The 24,583-nt window shown below is 63.5% G+C and carries 21 protein-coding genes; 11 read left to right on the top strand and 10 right to left on the bottom strand.

Annotation, left to right across the window (positions count from 1 at the left end; all coding sequences use genetic code 11):
• Window positions 1–18: 18 nt before the first annotated feature.
• Complete coding sequence (locus tag ACD578_RS11735) at window positions 19–930, top strand: histone deacetylase (RefSeq protein WP_404293230.1); 912 nt, start codon at window positions 19–21, stop codon at window positions 928–930.
• Between the two features lie 5 nt (window positions 931–935).
• Here ACD578_RS11735 and ACD578_RS11730 read toward each other — a convergent pair whose 3' ends face one another.
• Together ACD578_RS11730 and ACD578_RS11725 are read right to left on the bottom strand one after the other, a co-directional pair.
• The gene (locus tag ACD578_RS11730) at window positions 936–1,859 is read right to left on the bottom strand and encodes a pseudouridine-5'-phosphate glycosidase (protein ID WP_404293228.1); all 924 of its coding nucleotides are present in this window, start codon (window positions 1,857–1,859) and stop codon (window positions 936–938) included.
• Window positions 1,856–2,809: a carbohydrate kinase family protein gene (locus ACD578_RS11725; protein WP_404293226.1), complete on the bottom strand. Its 954-nt coding sequence runs from the start codon at window positions 2,807–2,809 to the stop codon at window positions 1,856–1,858. Before ACD578_RS11725 ends, ACD578_RS11730 begins: the two co-directional genes overlap by 4 nt.
• A 188-nt stretch (window positions 2,810–2,997) precedes the next feature.
• On the opposite strand from ACD578_RS11725, the gene ACD578_RS11720 reads away from it, so the two are divergent.
• The 3 genes from ACD578_RS11720 to ACD578_RS11710 all read left to right on the top strand — a co-directional run bounded on the left by ACD578_RS11720 (window position 2,998) and on the right by ACD578_RS11710 (window position 6,839).
• Window positions 2,998–3,390 carry a DUF6455 family protein gene (locus ACD578_RS11720; RefSeq protein ID WP_404293224.1) on the top strand — a complete coding sequence of 131 codons (393 nt, stop codon included), beginning with the start codon at window positions 2,998–3,000 and terminating at the stop codon, window positions 3,388–3,390.
• A 272-nt stretch (window positions 3,391–3,662) separates the two neighbouring features.
• Complete coding sequence (locus tag ACD578_RS11715; protein WP_404293223.1) at window positions 3,663–6,077, top strand: PAS domain-containing protein; 2,415 nt, start codon at window positions 3,663–3,665, stop codon at window positions 6,075–6,077.
• A gap of 129 nt (window positions 6,078–6,206) precedes the next feature.
• Window positions 6,207–6,839, top strand: coding sequence for a response regulator transcription factor (locus tag ACD578_RS11710; protein WP_152713894.1), 633 nt, complete (start codon window positions 6,207–6,209; stop codon window positions 6,837–6,839).
• A 112-nt stretch (window positions 6,840–6,951) separates the two neighbouring features.
• Here ACD578_RS11710 and ACD578_RS11705 read toward each other — a convergent pair whose 3' ends face one another.
• The 3 genes from ACD578_RS11705 to ACD578_RS11695 all read right to left on the bottom strand — a co-directional run bounded on the left by ACD578_RS11705 (window position 6,952) and on the right by ACD578_RS11695 (window position 11,887).
• On the bottom strand, window positions 6,952–8,184 hold the full coding sequence (locus tag ACD578_RS11705) for an alpha/beta hydrolase (protein ID WP_404293222.1): 1,233 nt from the start codon (window positions 8,182–8,184) through the stop codon (window positions 6,952–6,954).
• 1,184 nt (window positions 8,185–9,368) lie between these two features.
• Window positions 9,369–10,499 carry an alginate lyase family protein gene (locus ACD578_RS11700; RefSeq protein WP_404293221.1) on the bottom strand — a complete coding sequence of 377 codons (1,131 nt, stop codon included), beginning with the start codon at window positions 10,497–10,499 and terminating at the stop codon, window positions 9,369–9,371.
• A 242-nt stretch (window positions 10,500–10,741) separates the two neighbouring features.
• Window positions 10,742–11,887, bottom strand: coding sequence for a tlde1 domain-containing protein (locus ACD578_RS11695; protein WP_404293219.1), 1,146 nt, complete (start codon window positions 11,885–11,887; stop codon window positions 10,742–10,744).
• Window positions 11,888–12,189: 302 nt separating this feature from the next.
• Between ACD578_RS11695 and ACD578_RS11690 the strand changes: the two genes are divergently transcribed.
• Entirely contained in the window at window positions 12,190–12,867 is a 678-nt protein-coding gene (locus ACD578_RS11690) for a class I SAM-dependent methyltransferase (protein WP_404293218.1), read from the top strand.
• A 44-nt stretch (window positions 12,868–12,911) separates the two neighbouring features.
• Here the strand turns inward: ACD578_RS11690 and ACD578_RS11685 are convergent, their stop codons facing one another.
• On the bottom strand, window positions 12,912–13,064 hold the full coding sequence (locus tag ACD578_RS11685) for a DUF1127 domain-containing protein (RefSeq protein WP_404293216.1): 153 nt from the start codon (window positions 13,062–13,064) through the stop codon (window positions 12,912–12,914).
• 179 nt (window positions 13,065–13,243) lie between these two features.
• Window positions 13,244–13,429, bottom strand: a complete 186-nt coding sequence (locus ACD578_RS11680; protein WP_404293214.1) for a hypothetical protein — start codon at window positions 13,427–13,429, stop codon at window positions 13,244–13,246.
• A 415-nt stretch (window positions 13,430–13,844) separates the two neighbouring features.
• Here ACD578_RS11680 and ACD578_RS11675 point away from each other — a divergent pair, with 415 nt between their 5' ends.
• Window positions 13,845–14,501 (top strand): class I SAM-dependent methyltransferase, encoded by a 657-nt coding sequence (locus tag ACD578_RS11675; RefSeq protein WP_404293212.1) that lies wholly within the window; start codon window positions 13,845–13,847, stop codon window positions 14,499–14,501.
• 25 nt (window positions 14,502–14,526) lie between these two features.
• Here the strand turns inward: ACD578_RS11675 and ACD578_RS11670 are convergent, their stop codons facing one another.
• Together ACD578_RS11670 and ACD578_RS11665 are read right to left on the bottom strand one after the other, a co-directional pair.
• Window positions 14,527–15,006, bottom strand: coding sequence for a cupin domain-containing protein (locus ACD578_RS11670; RefSeq protein ID WP_404293210.1), 480 nt, complete (start codon window positions 15,004–15,006; stop codon window positions 14,527–14,529).
• A 148-nt stretch (window positions 15,007–15,154) separates the two neighbouring features.
• Window positions 15,155–16,165: a zinc-binding alcohol dehydrogenase family protein gene (locus tag ACD578_RS11665; protein WP_404293208.1), complete on the bottom strand. Its 1,011-nt coding sequence runs from the start codon at window positions 16,163–16,165 to the stop codon at window positions 15,155–15,157.
• A 199-nt stretch (window positions 16,166–16,364) separates the two neighbouring features.
• On the opposite strand from ACD578_RS11665, the gene ACD578_RS11660 reads away from it, so the two are divergent.
• Entirely contained in the window at window positions 16,365–17,111 is a 747-nt protein-coding gene (locus ACD578_RS11660) for a hypothetical protein (RefSeq protein ID WP_404293207.1), read from the top strand.
• A gap of 756 nt (window positions 17,112–17,867) precedes the next feature.
• Here the strand turns inward: ACD578_RS11660 and ACD578_RS11655 are convergent.
• Complete coding sequence (locus ACD578_RS11655; RefSeq protein ID WP_404293206.1) at window positions 17,868–18,560, bottom strand: GntR family transcriptional regulator; 693 nt, start codon at window positions 18,558–18,560, stop codon at window positions 17,868–17,870.
• A gap of 170 nt (window positions 18,561–18,730) precedes the next feature.
• Between ACD578_RS11655 and ACD578_RS11650 the strand changes: the two genes are divergently transcribed.
• The 4 genes from ACD578_RS11650 (at window position 18,731) to ACD578_RS11635 (ending at window position 24,581) form a co-directional block, all read left to right on the top strand.
• Window positions 18,731–20,671 (top strand): ABC transporter substrate-binding protein, encoded by a 1,941-nt coding sequence (locus ACD578_RS11650; protein ID WP_404293204.1) that lies wholly within the window; start codon window positions 18,731–18,733, stop codon window positions 20,669–20,671.
• A 75-nt stretch (window positions 20,672–20,746) separates the two neighbouring features.
• The gene (locus ACD578_RS11645) at window positions 20,747–21,733 is read left to right on the top strand and encodes an ABC transporter permease (protein WP_404293202.1); all 987 of its coding nucleotides are present in this window, start codon (window positions 20,747–20,749) and stop codon (window positions 21,731–21,733) included.
• The gene (locus ACD578_RS11640; RefSeq protein WP_404293200.1) at window positions 21,730–22,884 is read left to right on the top strand and encodes an ABC transporter permease subunit; all 1,155 of its coding nucleotides are present in this window, start codon (window positions 21,730–21,732) and stop codon (window positions 22,882–22,884) included. The genes ACD578_RS11645 and ACD578_RS11640 overlap by 4 nt, the downstream gene beginning before the upstream one ends.
• The gene (locus ACD578_RS11635) at window positions 22,881–24,581 is read left to right on the top strand and encodes an ABC transporter ATP-binding protein (RefSeq protein ID WP_404293198.1); all 1,701 of its coding nucleotides are present in this window, start codon (window positions 22,881–22,883) and stop codon (window positions 24,579–24,581) included. The genes ACD578_RS11640 and ACD578_RS11635 overlap by 4 nt, the downstream gene beginning before the upstream one ends.
• The last annotated feature ends 2 nt before the right edge of the window (window positions 24,582–24,583 follow it).

Genomic DNA, 24,583 nt, shown 5'->3' with positions numbered 1-24,583 from the left:
ATCCGCGAGGGTTGAGTCATGAAGCAGGTGCCGATCGTTTCTCATCCCGTCTACGAGGCCGTACTGCCGAACGGTCATCGCTTTCCCATGCGAAAATACGGGCGTCTGGCGGAGGTCGTTGCGGAGAAGGGGCTTGCATCCAACGGCTTCGTGAAACCGGAGGAGGCCTCGGCTGAACTGATCGCTCTGGCTCATGATCGCGCCTACGTGGACCGGGTCTTCGCCTGCTCCGTTCCCCGCGAGATCGAGCGGCGGATCGGTCTTCCCGTCACTGAGAGCGTGGTGCGCCGCGCGCGAGCATCCGCCGCGGGGACATTGCTCGCGGCAAGACTGGCGCTCCAGCACGGCCTTGCAGGCAGCACGGCCGGCGGGAGCCATCATGGGCAGCGGGAGACCGGGGCCGGCTTCTGCGTCTTCAACGATGTGGCCATTGCAGCAAAGGTCCTCCATGCCGAGGGCGCTATTCAACACGCGCTCATCGTCGATCTCGACGTGCATCAGGGCGACGGCACCGCCGATTGCCTGCGCGATGAGCCTGATCTCTTCACTTTCTCGATGCATGCCGAGAAGAACTATCCCGTTCGCAAGATCCCCAGCGATCTCGATATCGGGCTGCCGGATTCCCTGGAAGACGACGCCTATCTGGAGGCGCTTCGGGCCCACCTGCCGCGCCTTCTCGATGCGGTCGAGCCGGATCTCGTATTCTTCAATGCAGGCGTCGATCCCCACCGGGAGGACAAGCTCGGACGCCTTGCCCTCTCCGACGAGGGCCTGCGCCGGCGGGACGATTATGTGATCGAGCAGGCGCGCAGCCGTCGAATTCCGCTCGTCGCCGTCATCGGCGGAGGCTACTCCATGGACATCGAAGCTCTGGCCCGGCGGCATGCCATCGTTTTCGAGGCGATGGCGGCCTGGAGCGAGAACGAGTAGGGCGCTCAGCGCGTCAGCGATACCGCAAGCTGCGCGGCCAATGCGGCATTGTTCTTTACCAGGGCAATATTGGTGGCAAGGCTTCGCCCAGCTGTCCTTTCGAACAGGTGGGACAAGAGGAAGGGTGTCACGGCCTTTCCGACAACGCCACGCGTCTTCGCCTCGGCCACGGCCGCGTCGATGAAGGCCTTCATCTCGTCCGCGGGGATTTCATTGGCGCTCGGAACGGGATTGGCAACCAGAACGCCGCCGTCGAGCCCCAGCGCCTCCTTGGTGCGGATCAGATCCGCCATCGCATCCGGGCTGTCGAGCCGCAACGGGACGGACAATTCGCTCGTCCGACTCCAGAAGGCTGGAAAGCGGTCTGTCCGGTAGCCGACCACGGGCACGCCGCGCGTCTCGAGATATTCGAGGGTGCGTGGCAGATCGAGGATGGCCTTTGCGCCGGCGCAGATCACCGCGACAGGGGTGCGGGCAAGCTCGTCGAGATCGGCCGAGATGTCCATGGTGTCCTCGACCCCCTGGTGGACGCCGCCGATGCCGCCAGTGGCGAAAACACGGATGCCGGCCAGATGGGCGCAGATCATGGTCGCGGCTACCGTCGTTGCTCCGTTCCGCCGGGAGGCGACCGCATAGGGCAGGTCGGCGCGGCTCAGTTTCATCACGTCCTTGGCGGTGCCGAGCCAGTCGAGCTCTGCATCTGAAAGACCGATCTTGAGGCGTCCTTCGATGATCGCAATCGTGGCGGGAACGGCACCGTTCTCCCGCACCACCGTCTCCACCTCGCGGGCCGTGGCGACGTTCTGCGGATGGGGCATGCCATGGGTGATGATGGTGGATTCGAGCGCGACGACCGCTCCACCCGCGACGAGCGTGGCCTGTACCTCGGGAGCGATATCGAGGAAACGGCTGGCGGTGTCGTATTTCATGAAAGCTCCCGTTTAAAAGTCTGCTCGGCTCTAAGCGACGATGTGGATTCCAGCAAGGCGAGCGACAGATCGGGCCGGACGCTTACAGGGCTCTCCACCGTCAGGGTGGCTGCGACCGTTCCGAGTGTGACTGCCTCGACTAGTGATGCATCCTTCAGCATGGCCACGAGAGTGGCGGCGATCAGGGCATCTCCTGCACCCGTTGCATCGACAATCTCGGCCTTGAACGCAGCAATTGTTGCGATTTCAAAGGAATCTGCTGCGACAAGCCCCTTGTCTCCCAATGTGAGGACGACCTGTTCCGCGCCACGGGCGAGCAGTGCTTCCGCCGCTGCTTGCGGCGAAACCTCGGGGCGGTCGAGATAGGTCCGGGCCTCGTCGAGATTGAGGAAGAAAATGCCGACGCCCGTCAGATCGCGCGGAAGGCGCATCACCTTCGGGGTCGAGACGGCGTCGATCGCCAGCATGAAGGCTCGTCGGCGGGCAAGGCCGATAAGGTCGTGAAGTGTCTCGGAAGGCAGGTTGCAGTCGGCGAAGACCCAAGCGGATCCGAGTTCGGGTCGGATCCCGCGCAGCAGGGCAGGAGTGATCTCATCGAAGATCGCCATATTGGCGAGCCCGACGGCAAGCTCCCCATCCGGCTGCAGCACGGCGACGTATTCCGCCGTCGCATGCGCTTCGGATAATGTCACATGCCGGGTATCGATGCCGAGCCGCTCGAGATCGCTGATTAGCGCGAGGCCGTTATCGTCGGTGCCCACGATCGAAACCAGCGAGACCTGGGTTCCGAGCCGGGCGATATTCTCCGCCACATTGCGGGCAACGCCGCCGAACGAGCGTTCCGAGGTGACGGGATTGGATGTACCGGGCCGGACCGTGGCCAGGGCGCGGTATTTGCGGTCGACGGCGGCTCCGCCGATGCAGACCACTCTGCTCGTTTCCGGCTCCATGTTGCAGACCTATCCTTCGACCGTATCGCTGTGCAGACGATATGCCGAAAGGCCGGCCATGCCGCAATGGGCCGGAGCACATCGCCGCGCTCCCAAGTCCTCTCCGCGGGTGCCGACCCTTATTTGCGATGGATCAAAGACGGAGCCGCACATCCCTCTAGGCTTGCCATGACAGCATGGAGGTAACCATGAGTTTGGGTGCGGCGATCAAGCGATGGCAATCAAACTGGATGCGGGCGCAGGAGCTCGATTCTCGCGACCAGGATCAAAGGGACGCGCTCGCCCGCGACATCGGGGTTTCGACAGACATGCTGCCTGTCCTCGTTGCCCGAGGTCCCGAGGCGGCGGAGCTGCCTCGCCTCATGAATGCGCTTTCTCTCGATAGCGACCGGATCAGGCATATTCATGCAACATTGATGCGCGACATGAGTCTGACCTGCTCGGGATGCACGGCGGCAGTTCGCTGTCGGAACGATCTCGATCAAGGGCAGGCGCGCGCTCATTATGGCGAATACTGCCCCAATGCCGAGACCCTGAAGGAGCTGCAAGACGAGAACGTTTCAAAGCCGGCGCACGCCTGAGGTCGAGGGGAAAACCCAGGCCGCCTCAGGTGTATCAGCGGCGCGATCAAGGGATCCTGCTCGCATAACATATGTTTATTTTCACGCCCAGTCATGGCATTGTGTCGTTGCGGCATGGTCGTGCGGGGAAGTCGGTTTCGACCTGTCCCGACGCGCGAGGCTGCAAGACATCGTGGTGGGCCGGGCTTCGCTTCAGGGTTTACCCTTGGATCTCTCCGGAATGGAGCGATGCATCGGTGAGGCCGGCGCCCCATCCCTGCGAGGGAGGTGGCATGCCTGCTGCAACTGCGGCTGGGCCTCATGTTGCGTCAGGGGTCTCATCATCCAGAACCCGTAACCGGATCATCCTTGCGGCCGCCCTCACGGCCGGTCTCGCGTTCCTGATTGCCTCGGCGGTGATCTACTGGCATGCGATACAGGACCGCCACGGCATCGTTCACAGAGGTCTGTCGGCATCGGCGGCGGCATCCCACATTCTCGACCGCGAGGCCGAGGCGCTCGGTAACATCCTAAAGGGACTTTCGGCATCGCCGCTTCTGGAGATCGAGGATCTCAAGCCCTTTCACCAGCAGCTCCTGGCAACGCCTCGCCCCGAGGGATCCCGATTCGTTCTCTGGAATCGGGAGCGCCTGTTCCTCAGCACCGCGTTCCCCTATGGGGCGCCCATGCCTCCCGTCACATCTTTCCCGGTTAGCGATCAGCGGCTCCAACTGCTCAAGCGTGTCGGACTCACCCTGTCGGAACGTATCTACGCACCGCGGACAAAAGAGTGGATCATCGGGGTCAGCCTGCAACTCGCCAGCCCTAATCCCGGAGGCGAGCGGATTCTGACGCTGGCGGTGCCAGAGGCTCATTTCGGTAAGGCAATCCGCGACAGCAACCCACCGGCCGGCTGGACCAATTTCATTCTCGACTACAAGCTTCAGCAGGTGAGATGGAGCGAAGCGGAACTCCCTCTCGCCTCGCAATTGCGACCGCAATTGGCAAATGCACTGGCGAATGGCGATCGGAACGGGCATTTCGAGGTCGATGGCGAGGGCGGTGCCATCCTCGTGGCTTTCGAGCGCTCAAGCAATACCGGCTATGTCGTCCTGTCGACAATACCGGAAGCCCTGATCGACGAGCCGCTTTACTCGGCTCGTCGATGGATCTGGTCTGCAGGGATCGCCCTGGCCTTGATGGGAATCGCCTCAGCCGGGATTACCCTGAGAAATGTCGGTTCGATCGATGCTCTGACGGTTACCGCCGTGTCGACTAAAGCGGAACTCGTGGAAACGAATGGACGTCTCGCAGCCATCCTGGCGAGCGTCAGCGATTGTTATCTCACTCTCGATCACGCCTACCGCATCACCGACATCAATGCTGCGGCCATGCGCTGGTTTGAGCTCCCGCGAACCGACGTGATCGGACATTCCTACTTCGCTGTCGTCGGGCATCACCCGCAATTTGACGCTGCCTTGAAGCAGGCCCTGGAAGGACGCACCCCATTTCACGGCGAGTTCCCATCGACGTACAATCCTGGGAAGCAAATCGATTATCGAGTGGAGCCGACCCCGAAGGGCGTCAGTGTCTTCTTCCGGGACGTCACCGAACAGTACCGGGCCCGGCTTTCGATCATGCAGGAGAGAGAATTTCTCCAAGCTTCCCTGGACGCGCTCTCGGCCCACATCGCGGTTCTCGATGATGCGGGAACCGTCATTTCCGTCAATGAGGCCTGGCACCGGTTCGCTCGGGACAATGGATATTCCGACCGGTCTCACGGCCTCGGCATGAACTATCTCGATGTCTGTGCCCGTGCCGAGCAGGATGACCCTGCCGTGACGCGGATCCATCGAGGCCTCGAAGCCGTCATATCCGGAGAACGGCGGGACTATCGGGATGTCTATCGCTGCGATGGGCCGGATGGGCCGCACTGGTTCCAGGTGAGAGCCATGCGCTTCATGACGGGCAAGGTGTCACGCATTATCGTGACTCACGAGAACATCACAGAGTTTGTGGCCGTCAAGGCTGAGATCACCGCCCTGTCGGGACGTCTGCTTACTGTCCAGGAGGAGGAGAGGGAAAGGATTGCCGTGGAGCTACACGACTCGACGGCGCAGCATCTTGTGGCCGTCAGTCTCAATCTGATGCAGGTGGAAAACTTCCGCCTCCCTCCCTCCGGGCGCCGCATCCTCGGCGAGATCGACCGCTCGCTGGAGGAGGCCCTGAAAGAGCTGCGCATCTTCACCTATCTGCTTCATCCTCCCAGATTGGAAACCGACGGCCTCGTGAGCACAGTGCAGAACTTCGCGGACGGCTTCTCGAAGCGGACGGATCTGCGGACGATCCTGCGCTTCGACGAGGCAGCCGATGGGCTGCCTGTCGATCTCCAGCGCGCTCTGTTCCGCATCGTCCAGGAGGGACTGGCCAATGTCCACCGTCATGCCAAGGCTTCTCAAGTCATACTCAACCTGCGCCTGACATCCGATCAGGTCATCTTGTTCGTGGCGGATAATGGACACGGTATGCGGAGCCGGCGGGGAGAGACAGGAGTGCGGCAGGCGACCCTTGGCGTCGGAATCCCGGGAATGCGCATCCGCCTCAGTCAGTTCGGAGGCAGCCTCCGGATCCGCAGCGGTCGGCGCGGCACCATCATCCGCGCGACCGCGCCGCGCCTTATGCCGGCTGTCATGGCTCTCGAAGCATGACATGGGAGCGGCAAAGGGACGTCACCTGTTCGATGGGAAGTTACCCCAGGTGTTTTCAGGGTTTCCCCTGGGTTCCACGGTCGAACTTTTGGGCTATAAGAAAGCTTTACGGGAAGGGCGCATTCGGCCATGACGCGCATCCTGATTGCCGACGACCATGACGTGGTTCGCTCCGGACTCAATGCCATCCTGAGCAGTCAATCCGGTTGGGAAGTAGTCGCCGAGGCTGAAGATGGCCGCAAGGCTGTCGAGCTGGTCGCCGAGACCAGACCGGACGTCGCCATTCTCGATTATCAGCTTCCCTTCCTCAACGGTGTCGATGCGACACGCGAAATCCGCATGGTCCGGCCGCAGACCGAAGTTCTGATCTTCACCATGCATGAGAGCGAGCTGCTGTTGCGCGAAGCGCTCGAGGCCGGAGCCCGCGGATACCTTCTGAAATCCGATGCCCGCAAGTTCCTCATCGCAGCGGTTGAATCCCTGTCGCAGCACAAGCCGTTCTTCACGGGGCGTGTGTCCGAGGCCCTTCTGAACGCCTTTCTGTCACAGGGACATGCCACCGACGGCGTGCTGACCGCCCGGGAGCGGGGCGTGGTTCAGCTCATCGCGGAAGGCCACAGCAACAAGGAGGCGGCCCAGATTCTCGGCCTCAATCTGAAGACGGTCGAAAGCCATCGGGCTTCTGCCATGCGCAAGGTCAACGTCAATTCGACGGCAACCTTGGTGCGATACGCAATCCGCAACAAACTGGTCGAGCCTTGATGCGCCCCTTCCGAGGCAGGCGTTTCATCCCATCCAGGGCTCTCGATGCTAGATCCCTAAAGCAGCGCATCGTTGAAAGCGCAAAACCGGATCCACGTCGCCGAAAAATGCTCTACGGCGTGAGCGCTCCCGACACGGCCTGCCCGAGACCCTCGACGTGTTCCTGGAAATTCTCGCGCGTCCGCGGGTCGATGACCGCAACCGGGGCCGAGACGGCAAGGCCCGCCGCCGTGCCGACGGCCGCCGCGGCCCCAGCCGTGACCTGAATGATCCGGTCGCCGACGCCGACCCGGGAATCCGTCAATGTCTGACCTTCGGCCAGCTCCCGGCCGATGATGCGCACGACCTCCGGGCTTTCGGCGAACTTGGAGTGGTTCAGGGGATCACCCGTCCTGAGCTTCGACAGGTTCAGGACGGTGATGCCGGACTTGTCCAACTCGCTGCGATAGGGCTCCTGATCCGGGTCGATCGCACCGAGCCGCACCGCATCGCCCCAGATCCGCCGTGAGATTGCCAGCGCCCGATCGTCCTGGGAGACGAAGAGGGTGAAGCTCGGGCGGGATTTGCCCATGTCCAGGACGGCTTCTCGGAACAGATCGACGTCCACGTCGGGAGCGGCGAGGAGCACGTTGCGGATCTTCTGAGCGACACGCCCGTCTCGGATCGCCATCTGGCGAAGCGCTTCCAGGGTGACCCAGTTGCCCATCGAGTGCGCGAGGATCGAGATTTCCCCGACCCCCGGGTCACTGGCCAGGGTCCGGAGCGTGCTCTCGAGCGCGTTGCGGGAATAGGTGTTGCTCTCGCGGTCGTAGCCATAGGCCAGCACGCTGCCGCGCGAGGGCCAGGTGAACAGCACCGGCACCACGGGCGTGCCGGCATCGTGCACGATCTGTGCGAAGCGGAAGACCGCATCGTCGAAGCGGTTGTTGAAGCCGTGGATGAACACGAGCACGCGCCGCTGGGGCACCGTCCGGACGGTGCGATTGAACCAGGCAACCGCCTGCTTGCGGTCGATCACGTCGGCCTTGAGGGTCACGAAATCCGTCGCGGGATTGCCGGGGACGCTCTGCGGCCACTGCACCTCGCCTTCCTTGCGGTTGGCTGCGGGCGGGATCGAGACCGTGAATTCGGCAAAGGACAATTCCGGCCCACGACCGCCCGAGTAGAATTCCTGCGGGTCCGTCGCGCGCAGGCGCGTCGTGGCGATCAGCATGTCGACCTTGCTCGCGCCGGGGACCGTGTCGGGCACCGGAACCAGTGTGCCCTTGATGCTGGCGCATCCGGCCAGGCCGAGCGCAACGGCGAATGTCACGACGGAGGAGGCAATGGGAGCGACGGTGCTCAAGCCGCTCTTCAGACGCTTGACGCTGACTCTGAGCCTCACGACCGGCGCACTATCGTCGCCATCCTGTCTCGATCGTCGCATCGGGCTCACGGTCCTTCGGTATCCTGCTGGGGCAAATCTCCATCAGGTTGTCGGCCTTGTCGAGCATGGAAAGAACAAATCCCGCTCTCCCCTGCGCAGACGGAGCCGCCGCCGTTCGGGTTCAGCCTGAAACTTCCGCCGAAAAATCCTGGGGCTGTGCTTCCGAGGCTGTGATCGAGAGGCATCAAACATTCAGTCTCTGTTCGCGTGGAGCCACGCGCGGGGCTTCTCGCATATCGGATGCTTGCGCGCAGATGGCTTCAAGAATCGATGTCAAAGAGCCAGCACCCGTAGGCCCAGGGCTTGGGAGCCCTGAGCCGTGGGGTGATCGAGGGTGGTGCGCTGGGCAGCCCGGCTCGATGGGTATGGGAATGGGAAGAGCCGGACGGCGCCTCGCACGCGGGACTGTTAGGCGTTTACACTTGGACCAGCCCAGGGGCTGCCAAGGGCCTCCCGCCAACCGGCGTGCGAGGCCTGCTGCAGGACCGCTCCCCGCCCCACTCTTGCGACGCCTCGCGAGCGCGCCCCCGTCGGGCCGGGATGAGCCAGGGTCTAGCCCGGATGATACACAGTGTTAAGAACAAAGTGAGAACATAGTCCGCAGACCTGGTTAAACCCTCCACGTCATCACCGGCCTTGTGCCGGTGATGACGATCCGTAAAGCACTGCGCCTCACCGGGTCGGGATGGCCGGGACAAGCCCGGCCATGACGGGAGAGGTGGCCAGGACGAGGAGAGGGTCCGGCCGCTTTCATTCCGCGGCGCACCTGTAGTGCGAACCCGGAACCCATCCCTACGCGTCCCAAGACAGAGTGAGCAGCGTTGCGTTCAATCCTGCGTCGTCAGCGGCTATGGCTTCCGGGCTCCGCTGCGCGGCCGCGGAATGAGGGCGGAGGTGTCATGCCCGGCCGGAGAGGGCGCCGCCATCGCAAGGGGACGGAAATCCATAGCGTAGGGCGTTTCAGTGGATCCCGTCCCGGCCTGCGCCCGCCGGGGATGACACCTGCACCGTCATGGCCGCAAGCCAAGCGGCCCTATGCGCCTTGTAACCTGTCGTCGAAGAGACGGGGCCTGGAACAAGTTCCGGCATGAGTGAAACGCCGATCAATCCTCGTCGTGGAACAGCAGCGTCGTGTTGCCGCCGATGCCGCTGGAGGCGACGGGGCGTTTGGGGCTCAGCACCGTCTGGGCTTTCGGTGAGGCATGACGGCTCTCGTGGATTTCGAGCCAGGCGATGCGATGCGGCGGCACGGTGCCGTCACCGGGATAGGGCTCCTGCTTGATGCCGGTGGCCGTCTCGAAGAAGGAGGGATCGTCCAGGGATTCGACCACACGATTCACCAGCCTGGAGAGGGCGCCGCCGTGCTCGGCATAGAGATTGATCCCCTGGCTGTGCGCGAGCTCCGCGGTGGCGACCAGGGGCTCGGCGGCGAAGATGTGATAGTCGCGGGCGCGCTTGCCGCGGTTGATCTCGAGCGGGAGCGTGCCCTCCGGCGTGATCTGCGCGAGACCGATCCGGGCGCTGTCGATTCCCCAATCGGTCAGCCTCCTGTCGCCGCTCGCGATGCCCGCGGCCGCGGCGCTCAGGCCCGCCCAGTAGCGGTGGTTGTTCCTGCCCGAGACGCCCTTGCCGGTCTCCTTGGCGTCGACGATCTGCCGGCCCAATGTCTTGAGCCAGGCTTCGACGCGCTTCTTCTGCTCGTCCGAGAGGTCGGGAGCATTGCGGATCTGCAGATAGGCCAGCGCGAAACCGCCGAGCGCCTGGCCCAGATTGAAACGTGCCTGTTTCGAACGCAGATCGGTCATGGCTTTCGCCGATGCCCAATGATCGAGCCAGGTAAGGGCACAAGCCGCCGCCGCCGTGTTCTTCGGATTGGATTTCACATAGGCGTTCGCGATCCGCGCCAGAGTTTTTCCATAGGCGCGCAGCGGCTCCACGGCGTCGGAATAGGTGTCCTCGGCCTCTTCGTCGATGGTCGCGCGCTGAGCGTCGTCCTGCCTGTACTTGCTCTGCGTATCGAGGGTGATCACCGGCGCATCCGGCGCGTCGCATTCGTATTTCGGCTTCGCCTGCACGTTGTCCTTCGCCGGCGCCGGCACGAGATAGCCGACGCTCTGCGCCCGAGACGGTGCGTTGCTCAGGAATGCAGCGAGAAGGACCGCGACGGCGAGGGTCGGCCGAAACACATGACGCGACACAATCCATCCCATCGTCGCCCCTGAAACCCCCGTCATGCCGCACTCCCTCTGGCGAAGCCGATCATGAACTAGGCGCTTGGGAGCGCAAAGCCAGACGGCCGAACCTTTGGAGGTAGGGCGATCCATTGGGGGTAGATACGGTTCCGTCCGCGTCATGGCCGGGCCTGTCCCGGCTATCTCGATCCAGTGAAGCGCTGCGCCCTTCGCATCGTCATCACCGACACGAGGCCGGTGATGACGAGGGGATGGGGTCTGCTGCCCGGCCGGCGCGTTCCGCCTCAGATGGCGCGCGCGGAACGCCGGAGATTGCTCCTGTTGACCATGCGGGGGAGGAGATCCTGTCCGCGTCCGGCGGTGACGATCAGGCGCTTCACGTCGCCTCTCAGATAGGCCTGAAGGAACCGGTCGTAATTCTTGAACGACACGCACCCGTTCGAGTCCCCGCGCGGGCCCAGCATATAAGTGTGGGCGAGAATGCCGTCGCGGCCATGGATGGCGGCGCTGCCGCCGACCGGTGTGAGACGAAGCGCCCGCACGCCGTGGAAGAGCGCTTCGCGTTCGGTGACGACGTAGGTGCCCGGCGGGGTCGCGCCTTTCATCCGCACATTCACGTAGCGCGGATTGTCCATCATGTCGCCGAGACCGGAATGCGCCTCCAGCCTCTCGCCGTTCGGCATGATGACGACCTGGGCGGTGATGTCGTAGACGGCGGTTCCCCCGCTCCCGAGATCGGGTGCGGGGACGAAGCGCGATGTCGGCGCGATGCTGCCGGTGCCGTTGTCGAGGGATGCATAGCTGAGGGCGGCCTCGGGCGGGGAGGCGGGCTTGATGCCGAAGAGCCTCTCGAGGAATGAGGGGTTGTCGGCCGGCGCAATGGCCGCAACCGCTGTCCTTTGGGTCATCGGCACACGCGCCGGTGCGCTCGCCATCTGCATCGATGCTGCAGGCTTCGGAGGCTGCAGGTCGGCGGGACGCGGCACGGGCAGGGGAACCGGCGCGGGCAGGGGAACCGGCGCGAGAATGGGTTGCGCGGCTTCCGCCATCTCCTGAATAGGCGCCGGCTGAGCGGGCGCCTCGGGCATCGGATGCGCCACCGGCGCGATGCTCGCATGACGCTGCGCCGGTGGCGACCTGAAGGCCGCCTGGAGCGGAGCGTTGTGGGCGAAGTGAAGAGCCTCGGTCTTCATGGTCGGCTTGGGGTCGACCAGCGTCGCGTCGTAGGCAACCACTGCCGCTCCCTGCGAAGGCGCCGGGGTGGCGGTGCTGCTCACGTGTTCGACGGGAGGCTCGTCGCTCTGGTGGTGGAAATCGACGAAATAGGCGAGAGGGCTCATCGAGATCGCCACAAGCGCTGCAGTCGGAAAAAGATTGCGCCGCTTTCTGCGCGGGGCGCGACCGCCTGACGGATAGGATCTGTGCAACATGGCGAACTCTACGCAACAACTCGATGGCGCATGACATGCCTCGGATCCGTTATGGCGCAGGAAAAGAGCGCCGGAGCGATCGAGGCCTTCATGCGTGAAGCAATATCTTCACAAGACCGATTAAACGACGGCTTGGTTAAATTAAGAATAATCGGGTGCGCTGCTGTTGAGAGAATGCGGCGCCCGTCGTCATCGACGGATGCAAGCGAGACGGCGTGCGCTGGCTCACAGATCGCAGCTCCGGCGCAGGTTATGGATAGGAAGGGGGCGTCTTTTCTAATCTCAAACGGGAGGACCTCGACATGGGGTTCTATGCACGTCATATCGGCCCGCGCTTCGTCAGCTGCCTGTGCTCGATGGAAGTCATCGCGGCCGAGCGCGAGAAGGTCGTCCCGCAGGCCGCTGGCATGGTGCTGGAGATCGGGATCGGGCCGGGGTTGAACCTGCCGCTCTACGATCCGGCGCGCGTCACGGGCGTGATCGGCGTCGATCCCATCGCGGAGTTTCTGGATCTCGGCCGCGAGCGCCGTCGTCTCTCGCGCGTGCCCCTGAAGATCATCCAGGCGCCGGCCGAGTCATTGCCCCTGGCCGACGGCATCTTCGACACCGCGGTGATCACCTACACCCTGTGCTCGGTGGAGGATCCGGTGCAGGCTCTTCGCGAAGTGCGCCGCGTGCTGAAGCCGAGCGGACGCGTGCTGTTCCTGGAACACGGCCTGTCGAGTGACGCCGGCGTGGCGGCATGGCAGCATCGGCTCAACCCGATCTGGCGCAGGCTCGCCGTGGGCTGCAACCTGACGCGCCCTGTTCAGAAGCTGCTCGACGAAGCGGGATTCACGATCCAGCGCATCGAGTCCTATTATCTCGACGGCGCGCCGCGACCGGTCGGCTTCCAGTGCCAGGGCATCGCGCATGCCGCACAGGCGGTGCGCGAAGGCGCGGTCTCTCCGCGCCATTCGCCAACTCGTCTCGCGTCGTGAGAACACGAGCCCCGGAGGCCTTTGGTTGAGGCCTTGGGGATGGGTTAGTGAGAGGCCTGGCGGGCGACCGCGCGGATGTCGCGGCGACCGAGGCCGAGATCGGCCAGTTCCCGGTCGTTGAGCGCTTCGAGCTCGCGGAAGGTCTGGCGGTAACGGCGCCAGGAGGCGAGGCGGGCGAGGATCATGGATGTGATCATGGGTGTATCTCCGTAAAAGCGGGTTCCGGCGTTCCGGATTACCAATCGAGGTGCGGGTGACGGCGGGCCGCCTCGCGCTGCATCTGGCGGGCTTCGGACAGGATGCTGCGGAAGAGGCGGAGGAAGCTGACGATGATCATGGTGATCTCCTGAATGCGTGTTTCGGCTCGGACTGGATCTCAGACGCGGTCGGCCAAAATGCCGTAGCGGTGGGCGACCCGGGAGATCTCGCGCGCGGCTCTCCGGCGATTGGTCTCGGCCACGGCATCGACCACGGCACGGAGGACGCGCAGCACCGGTCCGGGACGCCGGGCGTCGGCGGTGGTCTGGATCGTAAGGGGGGCGCTGATCTGCAACGTGCTCATCGGGTCTGTCCTGGTTCGGCCCAGCGGGGCCTCATACTTTCGTATAGGTAATATGAGGGTTTTTGTGCGCTGCAAAAGGCGGCTTGGCGGCATGTGTCCTATGCGCTTATCGCATGTCACAAAGGTAAACGCTTTATTGCTATGCGCTGGGAGCCTGTTTGTGCAGCAGAGTGCTTTGGGATTGAGCATTCAGGCCAGCAGAGAACCAGTTCCGCCTGCCCAGGCGCTCCGGCACGGTCACGCTCACGGAAATCGCGGCGGATTTCACGCTGTGGGCTGCTGGAGCGAAGCATCGCACCCGTCAGGCGGAGCAATTGGCCCGACGGCCTTTTCCGCCTCATGAACCTTGTCGGCAGGAACGCGGTTGTTCAGTCGTGGAAGGCTGTCTGCACATCCACCATGAGCGAGGCCGAGGATGACGAAAGTCCGTGAGGCGCTGGTGAGCAGGATGTGGCGCGGCCATGATCCGTTCCTGAACTATCCCGCCCGCCTGTACCGGCAGGATCATCAGGGCTGGGGCTCGAGCCATCCTTACCTGACCGAGGCCATCGAGGGATTGCGACCGGCGGTGGTGGTCGAGGTGGGCGTCTGGAAGGGCGGATCCGTCATCTCGCTGGCGTCCAAGATGAAGGAGATGAACCACGACGGGGTCGTGATCGCCGTCGATACTTGGCTCGGGGCCTGGGACCACTGGAACAACGACGAGTGGTTCGCACACCTCAACTTCATCAACGGCTTTCCTGCCCTCTACCACACCTTCGCGGCCAATATCGTTGGGGAGGGGCTGCAGGATTACGTCCTACCCCTGCCGCTCGACTCGGTGAATGCGGCGCACGTCCTGCGGCACAACGATGTGCGACCGGACGTGGTCCACATCGATGGCGGCCACGACGTTCACGCCGTCACGTCGGACCTGCGCGAATGGTGGCCGATGATCCGGCCCGGAGGCGTGCTGATCGGCGACGACTACCCGCATTGGCCTGGTGTGAAGAAGGCCTTCGACGACTTCTTTGCCGCCGAGGGCAAATTCCCCTTCGAGTTCGATCCGCCGAAGTGCCGGATCTTCAAGTAGGGCCTCTCCGGCCCGGGCCGCATTGCTATTGCGACTTGCGCGGATCGTCCGCCGGATTCACGTAAGCGATCGACCAGGGACCGCGCGTGCTCAGTTGCACGACCGTTTCCTTGCCGACCTGCGCGTAATGCTGCGTCCCCGGCGCCATGGCGATGACACCACCGGTGGTAATGGCTTTCGTCTTCGCCGGATCGAACGCGGCGCCCATGCCGATACTGAACTCGCCGCTGACGACGGTGATCACCTCATCGGTCGGATGGGTGTGCGCCGGAATCTTGTAGTTCGCCGGGAACTTCAGCCGCATCACGAACATGCCGTCCTTTGCCGGGTCTCCATAGAGAAGCGACATCTGTGCCCCCTTGGGAAGGGACGGAGGCGCGTCCTTCCAGGTGATCTCGTCCGGATTGACCATGGTGTGCTGATGCTGCTGTTGCGCATAGGCCGGTGCAACGACGAGGGCAAGGGCCGAAACGCAGGTGGTGGCTCGAAGCATGAATGACTGCATCGCGACCTCCCGAAAGGGGTGATGTGGCGGACGCAAACCGGAGCGGTCAGGAAAAATCATCTGCCGCCTCTTCGAGGCTCTGCCTCTCTCCATGGCTTGTCAAGGAAATGCCGGAGGCGAGCCGCAGGCATCGATCCTTGATGACGCTCTAGAGTTCGACGAGCGCCTTAATCACCCCGGCCTCGGGGGCCGACCACATCGGAATGAGTCCCGGTGCGTCGTCGAGGCCGCCACGGTGGCTTGCCAGCGCTGCCGTCGGCACTTTGCCCCTGCGCATGGCCTCGAGCACGGTCTCGAAATCCTGCCGCGTGGCATTGCGGCTGCCGAGCAGGGACGTCTCGCGCTTGTGGAATTCCGGGTCGTTGAACGTGATGTCGGCGCGCACGATCGACAGGAGCACGTAGGTGCCGCCGTGGCCGACATAGGAAAAGCCCGTCATCATCGCCTTGGGGCTTCCGGTGGCATCGATGACGATGTCGAAAAAATCGCCGTCGGTGGCCGCCTTGAGTCGATCGTCGATGCCGGACGACACCTCGAAGACATGGTCGGCGCCGATCTCGTCGCGGCAGAAGGCAAGCCGCCGGGCGTTCATGTCGAGGACCGAAACCTCAGCGCCGCGGGCCTTCGCGAAGATCGCCGCCGCGATCCCGATCGGCCCGGCGCCTACCACGGCGACCCGGCTCGCCGGGCCGGCCCCAGAGCGGCGCACGCCATGGGCGCCGATCGCCAGGAACTCGACCATCGCCGCCTCGTCCAGGCCCAAGCCCGTCGCCGGCACGACATTGCGCTCCGGCACGGCAATGTACTCGCAGGCCCCGCCGTCGCGGTGCACCCCCAGAACCTGCAGGTTCTGGCAGCAATTCGTCTTGCCCTGCCGACAGGCGCGGCACGTGCCGCAATAGAGATAGGGTTCGATGCAGACGATATCGCCGCTCTTGAACGAACTGCTGCTCGGCGCCTCGGCGATCTCGCCTGCGAGTTCGTGGCCGATCACCCGCGGGTATTCGAGATAGGGCTGATTCCCCTGGAAGATATGATAATCGGTTCCGCAGATCCCGACCCGCCGGATGCGCACCAGCACCTCACCTGGACCGGCGCTCGGAACGTCCCGCTGGATAATGGTAAGCCGGCCGGGCTCGTCGCATCGAAGGGCTTTCATCGGCGTTTTCTCCCAACGGGTAACTTTTCGTATCCTGCAAGCTTAGGGCGAGAACGCGAAAGCGCAAAGCCGATCGGTTTTCCGCATCGATGATGCGCCGCCTTTAGGATTGAGCAACGAATCGATCCCAAAAGTGGAATCCGCTGTTGGGATCGACGCTCTGGTCCCCAGAACGATTCACACGAGGCGGCCGATCCGGATGTCAACCTGGCGAGACGAGAAGAACCAGAAGGCACGCGCCCGGCTCGAGAAACGTCTCTCCGCGCTTTTTCCGGCCTGCGTTCTGTCCCACGCGCTCCGGCAGCCATTGATCCCGCCGACTCAGCGCCGCGCCGTGGAATCCTACTGGCGGCATCGCCCGCTCCTGGCCGACCGGCTCGCGCGGGCGCTTGCGGTTAAGAGCGGACAGCCGGCAGGATGGCAGTGGCGTCTCGGCTCCGACAAGGAAGCCGGTTTGCCGATGTCCTTCCGCACGCCCCCGGCACCCTATCGGGAGGCGGCCTTCACGCGCGGGCCGGGGCATTGCTGCGTCTGTGGGCAGCCCGTGTACCGGCTGGGCTGGCATTGCGACCTCTGGGGCGACGACAAGCCGAACAGGAATGCCACGTGGCACGCCGCCTGCGTCGTGGCCTGGCAGCTCTGGACGGCACCGCCCGACCATCTCAGGATCCTGAAGCTGCGCCAGCAGCGGCGATGCGCAACGAGCGGGCGCCGCTTGCTCAAGACCGCCGAGGTCGACCACCGCGTTCCGCTCTTCGCCGTCTGGTCCGAGCATCGCTCGCGGCCCTGGCCCGAACTGCTCGCCTTCTGGGGCGCGCCCAATCTTCAGGTGATCAACAAGACGGCCCACCTGGAGAAATGCGCCGAGGAAGCCGCCGACCGGGCCAGGCAGCGGACAGGTTTGGTGATCCCGAACGGGAGCAACCTGGGCGAGATGCCGTCATAGCGACGCATGCTCAGGTCAGACGCACCATTTGAGCATTGGATCCAATGCTTGTTTCCTGGAAGGCTGGCTTGAAGATGAGGCACTCCTGAACCCTCATCCTTAGGGGATTGCGTCAGCAATCCGTCTCGAAGTATCAGGGCGTTTCCAGTGTTCTCCGGATCCTCCTTCGAGACGCCTGCCGTGCAGGCTCCTCAGGATGAGGTGTGAGACTGATGAACCAGCCTCAGGGGAGCAGATCGTCGGGCGCGGAAAATCGGATCCTCTTTTGTAGCCTGATGCGCTGGAAGAAGTGCGCTGCGCCCCTTGCGGATCGAAAAGCGATCCCCATATCAGACTGACCCAGCGGACATTGTTGTGGACTTCGACAGCGGCGGGCGTCACCGCCAGCGTCGATGAGATCGTGCCAGGACGGATGTACTCCGGCATGGTCCGTTCCTGCGCTTGCCTGACGATGCAGGCGCCCGTCTGGACCCTATTAGCCCAGGCCCGTAGCAGGCGAGGCGAGAGATGCGAAGGCATCCCGCCCGTTCGCCCCGGAGCCTGGGCTTTTTCATGTCTGGCGACGGAGAGCGGTCCAGCCTCTGAAGCCATGGGCTGCTTTTCCCGCCGCCTTGAGGCGAGGGCAGGGCAACCGGGTGAAATCTTCCCGTCATGGCCGGGCTTGTCCCGGCCATCCCGATCATGAGAGGCGCTGTGCCTCACCTATCGAGATCACCGGCACAAGGCCGGTGAGGGCGTGGAAGGAAAGGGCGGTCCTTATGATTGCGAAGCAAGCCGGGCCAGGCGCATGCGCTCCATGATGTGACGGCCGGAACCGCTGACATGCCTGGCGATCACCTGTGCGGCACCCTCGGCATCCTGCGCCTTGATGCAGGCGATCAGCTCCTGGTGCTCCTCGCGCACGTTTGTCTGCCGGCTGAGCGACGTCGGGAAGCGACGGCTGATCGCCCAGAGAATTTGACGGTGGCGCACCCACAGGTCGACCGCGTGCCGATTGTAGTGACGGTCGTACATGAGCTGGTGGAACTGCAGGTCGAGATTGGAGTGTTTCATCTCGTCCGCGAAATTCAGCGCCTCGATCTCCGCCTGAATGCGCTCCAGCTCGTCGATTTCGGCCTTGGTGACGATCCCGACGAACCACCGGGTCAGCGCTGGCTCGATGAGCACTTCGATCTCGCAGATGTCCCGCACGAACTCCTCGTCGATGGGCCGGACGCGGGCGCCGCGGTTCGGCGTCATGACGACGAAGCCTTCGCCGCGCAGCTGCTGCAGAGCTTCCCTGACGGGGTTGGTGGACGTGCCCATGCGGCTTGCAAGCTCGGACACCTTGAGGCGCTCGTTCGGTTTGACGCGGCCATGAATGATGTCGTCCCGCAGGCGGTCGTAGACCGAGGAATTGGTGTCCTCGTCCTCGGGGGCAGCGTGTCGGATGCTGGCGATCGTTCTCATAAAAATGTTTCTTTATTCACTCTGCGCACCCTTGCCAAGGGCGAACCATCTTAATCGATACATTCATATTGACAAATAATGTACGATTTGAAAGCTTTTCAGTGCGAGGGCCGGAAAGGCTGTCGTTCGGGAGGAAGCCGGCAAAAAGCCGGCCAAGAGGAGAAAACGCTATGGGCTACCAGCACAAGCTGCCGGGCCTCGTCATGTCGACGGGCCTGTTGGGCGCCATGCTTTTGGGGGCGCTGTCGCCGGCCGGGGCGGCTGATTACAAGCAGGCTCCGATGCTCGATGAGCAGGTGAAGGCAGGCAAGCTGCCCGCCGTCGCCAGCCGCCTCCCGGAAAATCCCTATGTGGAAACCATGATCGACGGCGTCGGCAAATATGGCGGCACCCTGCGCACGACGATCCTCGCCAACGGTGACCAGTACAATCTGACTCGCACCATCGCCAACGAGCTGCTCGTGCGCTGGGACCCGCAGTGGAAGAAGGTCATGCCGTCGCTGGCCGAGGAGTTCAAGGCTTCCGACGATGCGACCACCTACACGTTCAAGCTCCGCAAGGGCCTGAAGTGGAGTGACGGCCATCCGTTCACGGTCGACGACATCATGTTCTGGTACGAAGACGTGTTCATGAACAACGCGCTCTCGCCCGCCAAGAACCCGACCTTCACGGTGGCCGGCAAGCCGGTCAAGGTGACCAAGATCGACGACCAGACGGTGGAGTTCAAGTTCGAGTCGCCCTACGGGCTCTTCCTGCAGCAGCTTGCCTATGGCCAGGGCCACCTGCCGGTCATCTATCCCAAGCATTACCTCAGCAAGTTTCACGAGAAGTACAACAAGGAAGGCATCCCGGCGCTCCTGAAGGCCAACTCGGCCGCCGGCGACTGGGTGGCGCTGTTCAATTCCAAAGTCTCGCTGACCTTCCAGCCGCCCTTCTGGCAGAACCTCGAACTGCCGACCCTCAATCCCTGGGTGCTGACCGTTCCCTATGCCGACAGCGAGCGCGTGGTCGCCACCCGCAATCCCTATTACTGGAAGGTGGACACGGCCGGAAACCAGCTCCCCTATATCGACGGCATCACCTGGGCCAAGCTCGACGACCCGCAGCTCATGGCTCTCAAGATGACCTCGGGCGAGTTCGACTTCGCATTCCGACACATCAACAATTCCACCTTCAAGTCGGTGCTCTTCGACGGCCAGAAGACCGGTAATTACCGCTTCGTGGACGTCAAGGACCTGCCGGCGAACGACGCGGTCATCCTGCTCAATCTGAACTCGACCGATCCGGTCAAGCGCAAGATCTTCCAGAACAAGGATTTCCGGATCGCGCTCAGCCATGCGATCAACCGGCAGGAGATCATCGATCTGGTCTATGTGGGGCAGGGCGCTCCGGCACAGGTGGCCGTCCAGCCCGAGCACGAGCTCTTCAACGAGCGCCAGGCGAAACAATACACCGAGTTCGATCCCAAGCGCTCGAATGAAATCCTCGACAAGATCATGCCGAAGAAGGATGCCGAAGGCTTCCGTCTGGATGAGACCGGCAAGCGCTTCACCATCAACTTCATGGTGGCCGATGTCTTCGGCCTGTCCTATCCGGACGTCATGCAGATGGTGCAGCAATATGCCAAGGATATCGGCGTCGACATCCAGCTGCGCACCACCGACCGCGCCCGCCTCAACACCATGTGGTCGGCGAACGAGCAGGACGCCTACATCTGGAACTGCGTGGGCGGGCTTTCCGAAGTCTATACGGATCCCCGCTGCTACATGCCCTTCCAGAAGGCCGACATCTTCTTCGCGATGAAATGGAGCGAGTGGTATTCGAACCATGCCACGGGCGAGGAACCGCCGGAGGCGATCCAGGCGCTCATGGCCGCCTATGACAAGGTCAATGCCGCCGTCACGGACGACGACCGCCGCCAGAAGATGAAGGACTTCCTCAACCTGTCGGCCGACAACTTCCTCAACATCGGTATTTCACGCCCCATGCCGAAATACATGATGACCTCGAACAGCCTGAAGAACGTCGTCAACGGCATCCCGATCACCGGCAACCTCTGGCACCCGGCTCCGACGCTGACACAGTGGTATTTCGACAAGCCGGCCAAGTAGGGCCACTTCCGGTGCCGACGGCGGCCTGCGAGCTGCCGTCGGGTACCCCTTCGATCCCATCGAACGGTCAGGTTCATGCTCCGCTACATCGCCAAGCGAATGGTGTTCGCGATTCCGACACTGTTCGCCGTCTCCATCGTGGCCTTCATCATCATCCAGCTCCCGCCGGGAGATTATCTCACGACCCTGATGGCGGACTGGGCAAGCCAGGGCGGCGCCGTGGAGGCGGGCACGGTCGCCGCTATGCGCGAGCGCTACGGCCTCGATCAGCCGATCTATTTCCAGTACTACAAGTGGATCGCCGGAATCCTGACCCGCGGCGATTTCGGTATATCCTTCGAACTCGGCAAGCCGGTCACGGAGCTCATCTGGAACCGCCTCGGCTTCTCGCTGCTGCTCTCGGTTCTGACGCTCTGCTTCGTCTGGGCGATCGCCATCCCGATCGGGATCCTGTCGGCGGTGCGCCAGTACTCGATCTCCGATTACACGGCGACATTCCTGGCTTTCTTCTTCCTGGCCGTGCCGGACTTCCTGATGGCGCTCTCGGCCATGTACGTCATGTCCGCTTGGTTCGGTCAGAGCGTCGGCGGGCTGTTCTCGCCCGACTACGTCGATGCGCCGTGGAGCCTCGGCAAGCTCGTCGACTTCGCCCAGCACGTCTGGCTGCCGGTCGTCGTCATCGGTCTCGGATCGCTCGCCGCGCTGGTGCGCATCATGCGCGCCAACCTGCTCGACGAACTCTCGAAGCCCTATGTCACCACCGCGCGGGCCAAGGGCATGTCCGAATTCGAGCTCCTGCTGCGCTATCCGGTGCGCCTTGCCCTCAACCCGCTGATCTCGACGATCGGCTGGATCCTGCCGGCGGTCATCTCGGGCGAGATCATCGTTTCGGTCGTCATGAGCTTGCCGACCACCGGGCCGCTGCTGCTCCGCTCGCTGCTCGCCCAGGACATGTATCTCGCCGGCTCGCTCATCCTGCTGATCTCGGTGCTCACCATCATCGGCACGCTGATCTCGGACATCCTGCTCGCCATCACCGACCCGCGGATCCGGCTCCAATGACAGACATCACCAGCCTTCCGCCCGAAACGACGACGTCGCTCGATCTGCACCGCAGGGACATGGCCGTCGCCGGCCAGTGGCGCCTGTTCTGGCTCAAGTTCAAGAAACACAAGATCGCGCTCGCGAGCCTCGTCGTGATCGTGTTCATGTATCTCGTCGCGGCCTTCGCGGATTTCATTGCGCCGTTCGATCCCAATGCAACGAACGCGCGCTTCACCTATGCGCCGCCCCAGGGCCTGTCGCTGATGCTGGACGGCTCGTTCCGGCCGCATGTCGACCAGCTCAAGATGACCCTGAACACCGAGTCGATGCGTCGGGAGTTCATGCCCGATCCCACGAAGCCGGTCTCGGTGTCCTTCTTCGTGCCGGCGCAGCAGCCCTATTACCTGCTCGGCTTCATTCCGATGCAGACCAAGCTCTTCGGCCTCACGAACCCGAAGCCGGGCGACAGCATGTACATCTTCGGCGCCGATCGCCTCGGTCGCGACATCTTCTCGCGTGTCGTGCATGGTGCCAAGATTTCGCTGTCCATCGGCCTCGTGGGCGTCTTCGTCAGCCTGATCCTCGGGGTGACCATCGGCGGCATCTCCGGCTTCTTCGGAGGCTGGATCGACCTTGCGATCCAGCGCTTCATCGAATTGCTGCGCTCGATCCCGACCATTCCCCTGTGGATGGGCTTTGCGGCTGCGATCCCCGTCGGCTGGCCGCCGCTTCGGACCTATTTCGTCATCACGCTGATCGTTTCGCTCATCGGCTGGACGAGCCTGGCGCGCGAGGTGCGCGGCAAGTTCCTGTCCTTGAGAAACGAGGACTTCGTGATCGCCGCCCGCCTCGACGGCATGAGCGAGGTCGGCATCATCTTCCACCATCTGGTGCCGTCCTTCATCAGCCACATCATCGCGACCCTGACGCTGGCGATCCCCTCGATGATCCTGGCCGAGACGGCGCTGTCCTTCCTCGGCATCGGCCTGCAGCCGCCGATCATCTCCTGGGGCGTTCTCTTGCAGGAGGCCCAGAATATCCGCGCCGTCGCCCAGGCGCCGTGGCTGCTGTTCACGCCGGCCGCCGCCATCGTCATCTCGGTTCTTTCCCTCAACTTCCTCGGCGACGGCCTCCGCGATGCCGCAGATCCCTACGAGTCGGTGTCATGAGCACGACGAGCGACACGATCCTCGAGGTCAAGGACCTCAAGACCGTTTTCCCAACCCGCACGGGCATCTTCAAGGCGGTCGACGGTGTCTCGTTCGAGCTGAAACGCGGCAAGACGCTGTGCGTCGTCGGCGAATCCGGTTCCGGCAAGTCCGTGACAGCGCGGTCGATCCTGCAGATCGTCGACAGGCCCGGCCGCATCGAGGGCGGCTCCGTCCTTCTAACGCGTGCCGACGGCTCGACGACCGACCTCGCCAGGCTCGACCCGCGGGGCCGGGAGATCCGCAGCGTGCGCGGCAAGGAGATCGCCATGATCTTCCAGGAGCCGATGAGCTCGCTCTCGCCGGTCCACCGCATCGGCACGCAGATCGGCGAGGCGCTGCGCATCCATTTCGGCACGCCGAAGCACGAGCAGCGCGAGCGCGTTCTCGAACTCCTGCGGCAGGTCGAGATTCCGCGGCCGGAAACGGCCATCGACCGCTATACCTTCGAGTTCTCGGGCGGAATGCGCCAGCGCGTGATGATCGCCATGGCGCTCGCCTGCAACCCTTCCGTGCTGATCGCCGACGAGCCGACGACGGCCCTCGACGTGACGACGCAGGCCGAAATCCTCGATCTCATCAAGAAGTTGCAGCACAGCCATGGCATGGCCGTGCTCTTCATCACCCATGACATGGGGGTCGTCGCCGAAATCGCCGACGAGGTCCTCGTCATGTATCGCGGCAAGGTGATGGAGAGAGGATCGGTCGAGCAGATCTTCCATACGCCGCAGGACGCCTACACACGCCGGCTGATCGACTCCGTCGTCAGGCTGGAGAAGAAGGCGGAGCTCCGGCTGACACGACCGGAGATCCCGGCGGGGACCCCGCCGCTCCTCGACGTCCGGAACCTCTCGCTCACCTTTCCCTCCGGCCTCAAGGCGGTGGACGACGTTTCGCTGATCGTGCGCCCGGGCGAGACGCTCGGCATCGTCGGCGAGTCCGGCTCCGGCAAGACCACGATGGGACGCTGCCTGCTGCGCATCTACGACGCACAGTCCGGCGCCATCGATTATCGTCGCCCGGATGGCAACACGGTCGACATCCGCACGGCCGACAAGGCCGCGCTGGTGAAAATCCGCAGCGAAGTCCGCATGATCTTTCAGGATCCGGTAGGCTCGCTCAGCCCACGCAAGACCGTCGGCCAGATCATCGCCGAACCGCTCAAGATCGCCGGCATGAAGGGCAGGGAGCTCAACGACCGTGTCGCCGACCTGATGCAGCAGGTGGGACTGGAGCCGGCCTGGCGGGAGCGCTATCCGCATGCCTTCTCTGGCGGCCAGCGGCAGCGCATCGGTATCGCCCGCGCCATTGCGCTGAACCCGCGCCTCATCATCGCCGACGAGGCGACCTCGGCGCTCGACGTCTCGCTGCGCTCCCAGATGCTCGACCTCATGATGAAGCTGCAGGACGAGCTCGGCCTCTCCTATGTCTTCATCTCCCACGACATGTCGGTGATCCGCTACATGTGCGACCGCGTCGCGGTCATGTATCGCGGCAAGATCGTCGAGGTAGGGGAGACCGATCAGGTCGTCAACAACCCGGCGCACGGCTACACGCGGGCGCTGCTCTCCGCCATTCCCCATCCCGATCCACGCAATCGGCGCATCCACAACCGGTTCCGGTACGATGCCGGCCGCACGGTTTCAGCCAACGGATAACG

Origin of the sequence: Microvirga sp. RSM25, from assembly GCF_044784385.1 — a bacterium.
Lineage (GTDB): Bacteria > Pseudomonadota > Alphaproteobacteria > Rhizobiales > Beijerinckiaceae > Microvirga > Microvirga tunisiensis.
The sequence above is the reverse complement of the archived record's forward strand: the minus strand, read 5'-3'. Positions and strand labels throughout refer to the sequence as shown.

What these genes read in the sequence shown, in the direction of transcription:
- ACD578_RS11685 (WP_404293216.1), bottom strand. Translation starts at nt 13,064, where the DNA reads ATGATCACATCCATGATCCTCGCCCGCCTCGCCTCCTGGCGCCGTTAC.
- ACD578_RS11710 (WP_152713894.1), top strand. Translation starts at nt 6,207, where the DNA reads ATGACGCGCATCCTGATTGCCGACGACCATGACGTGGTTCGCTCCGGA.
- ACD578_RS11645 (WP_404293202.1), top strand. Translation starts at nt 20,747, where the DNA reads ATGCTCCGCTACATCGCCAAGCGAATGGTGTTCGCGATTCCGACACTG.
- ACD578_RS11640 (WP_404293200.1), top strand. Translation starts at nt 21,730, where the DNA reads ATGACAGACATCACCAGCCTTCCGCCCGAAACGACGACGTCGCTCGAT.
- ACD578_RS11680 (WP_404293214.1), bottom strand. Translation starts at nt 13,429, where the DNA reads ATGAGCACGTTGCAGATCAGCGCCCCCCTTACGATCCAGACCACCGCC.
- ACD578_RS11715 (WP_404293223.1), top strand. Translation starts at nt 3,663, where the DNA reads ATGCCTGCTGCAACTGCGGCTGGGCCTCATGTTGCGTCAGGGGTCTCA.
- ACD578_RS11650 (WP_404293204.1), top strand. Translation starts at nt 18,731, where the DNA reads ATGGGCTACCAGCACAAGCTGCCGGGCCTCGTCATGTCGACGGGCCTG.
- ACD578_RS11695 (WP_404293219.1), bottom strand. Translation starts at nt 11,887, where the DNA reads ATGTTGCACAGATCCTATCCGTCAGGCGGTCGCGCCCCGCGCAGAAAG.
- ACD578_RS11735 (WP_404293230.1), top strand. Translation starts at nt 19, where the DNA reads ATGAAGCAGGTGCCGATCGTTTCTCATCCCGTCTACGAGGCCGTACTG.
- ACD578_RS11665 (WP_404293208.1), bottom strand. Translation starts at nt 16,165, where the DNA reads ATGAAAGCCCTTCGATGCGACGAGCCCGGCCGGCTTACCATTATCCAG.
- ACD578_RS11675 (WP_404293212.1), top strand. Translation starts at nt 13,845, where the DNA reads ATGACGAAAGTCCGTGAGGCGCTGGTGAGCAGGATGTGGCGCGGCCAT.
- ACD578_RS11725 (WP_404293226.1), bottom strand. Translation starts at nt 2,809, where the DNA reads ATGGAGCCGGAAACGAGCAGAGTGGTCTGCATCGGCGGAGCCGCCGTC.
- ACD578_RS11655 (WP_404293206.1), bottom strand. Translation starts at nt 18,560, where the DNA reads ATGAGAACGATCGCCAGCATCCGACACGCTGCCCCCGAGGACGAGGAC.
- ACD578_RS11660 (WP_404293207.1), top strand. Translation starts at nt 16,365, where the DNA reads ATGTCAACCTGGCGAGACGAGAAGAACCAGAAGGCACGCGCCCGGCTC.
- ACD578_RS11690 (WP_404293218.1), top strand. Translation starts at nt 12,190, where the DNA reads ATGGGGTTCTATGCACGTCATATCGGCCCGCGCTTCGTCAGCTGCCTG.
- ACD578_RS11670 (WP_404293210.1), bottom strand. Translation starts at nt 15,006, where the DNA reads ATGCAGTCATTCATGCTTCGAGCCACCACCTGCGTTTCGGCCCTTGCC.
- ACD578_RS11720 (WP_404293224.1), top strand. Translation starts at nt 2,998, where the DNA reads ATGAGTTTGGGTGCGGCGATCAAGCGATGGCAATCAAACTGGATGCGG.
- ACD578_RS11730 (WP_404293228.1), bottom strand. Translation starts at nt 1,859, where the DNA reads ATGAAATACGACACCGCCAGCCGTTTCCTCGATATCGCTCCCGAGGTA.
- ACD578_RS11635 (WP_404293198.1), top strand. Translation starts at nt 22,881, where the DNA reads ATGAGCACGACGAGCGACACGATCCTCGAGGTCAAGGACCTCAAGACC.
- ACD578_RS11700 (WP_404293221.1), bottom strand. Translation starts at nt 10,499, where the DNA reads ATGACGGGGGTTTCAGGGGCGACGATGGGATGGATTGTGTCGCGTCAT.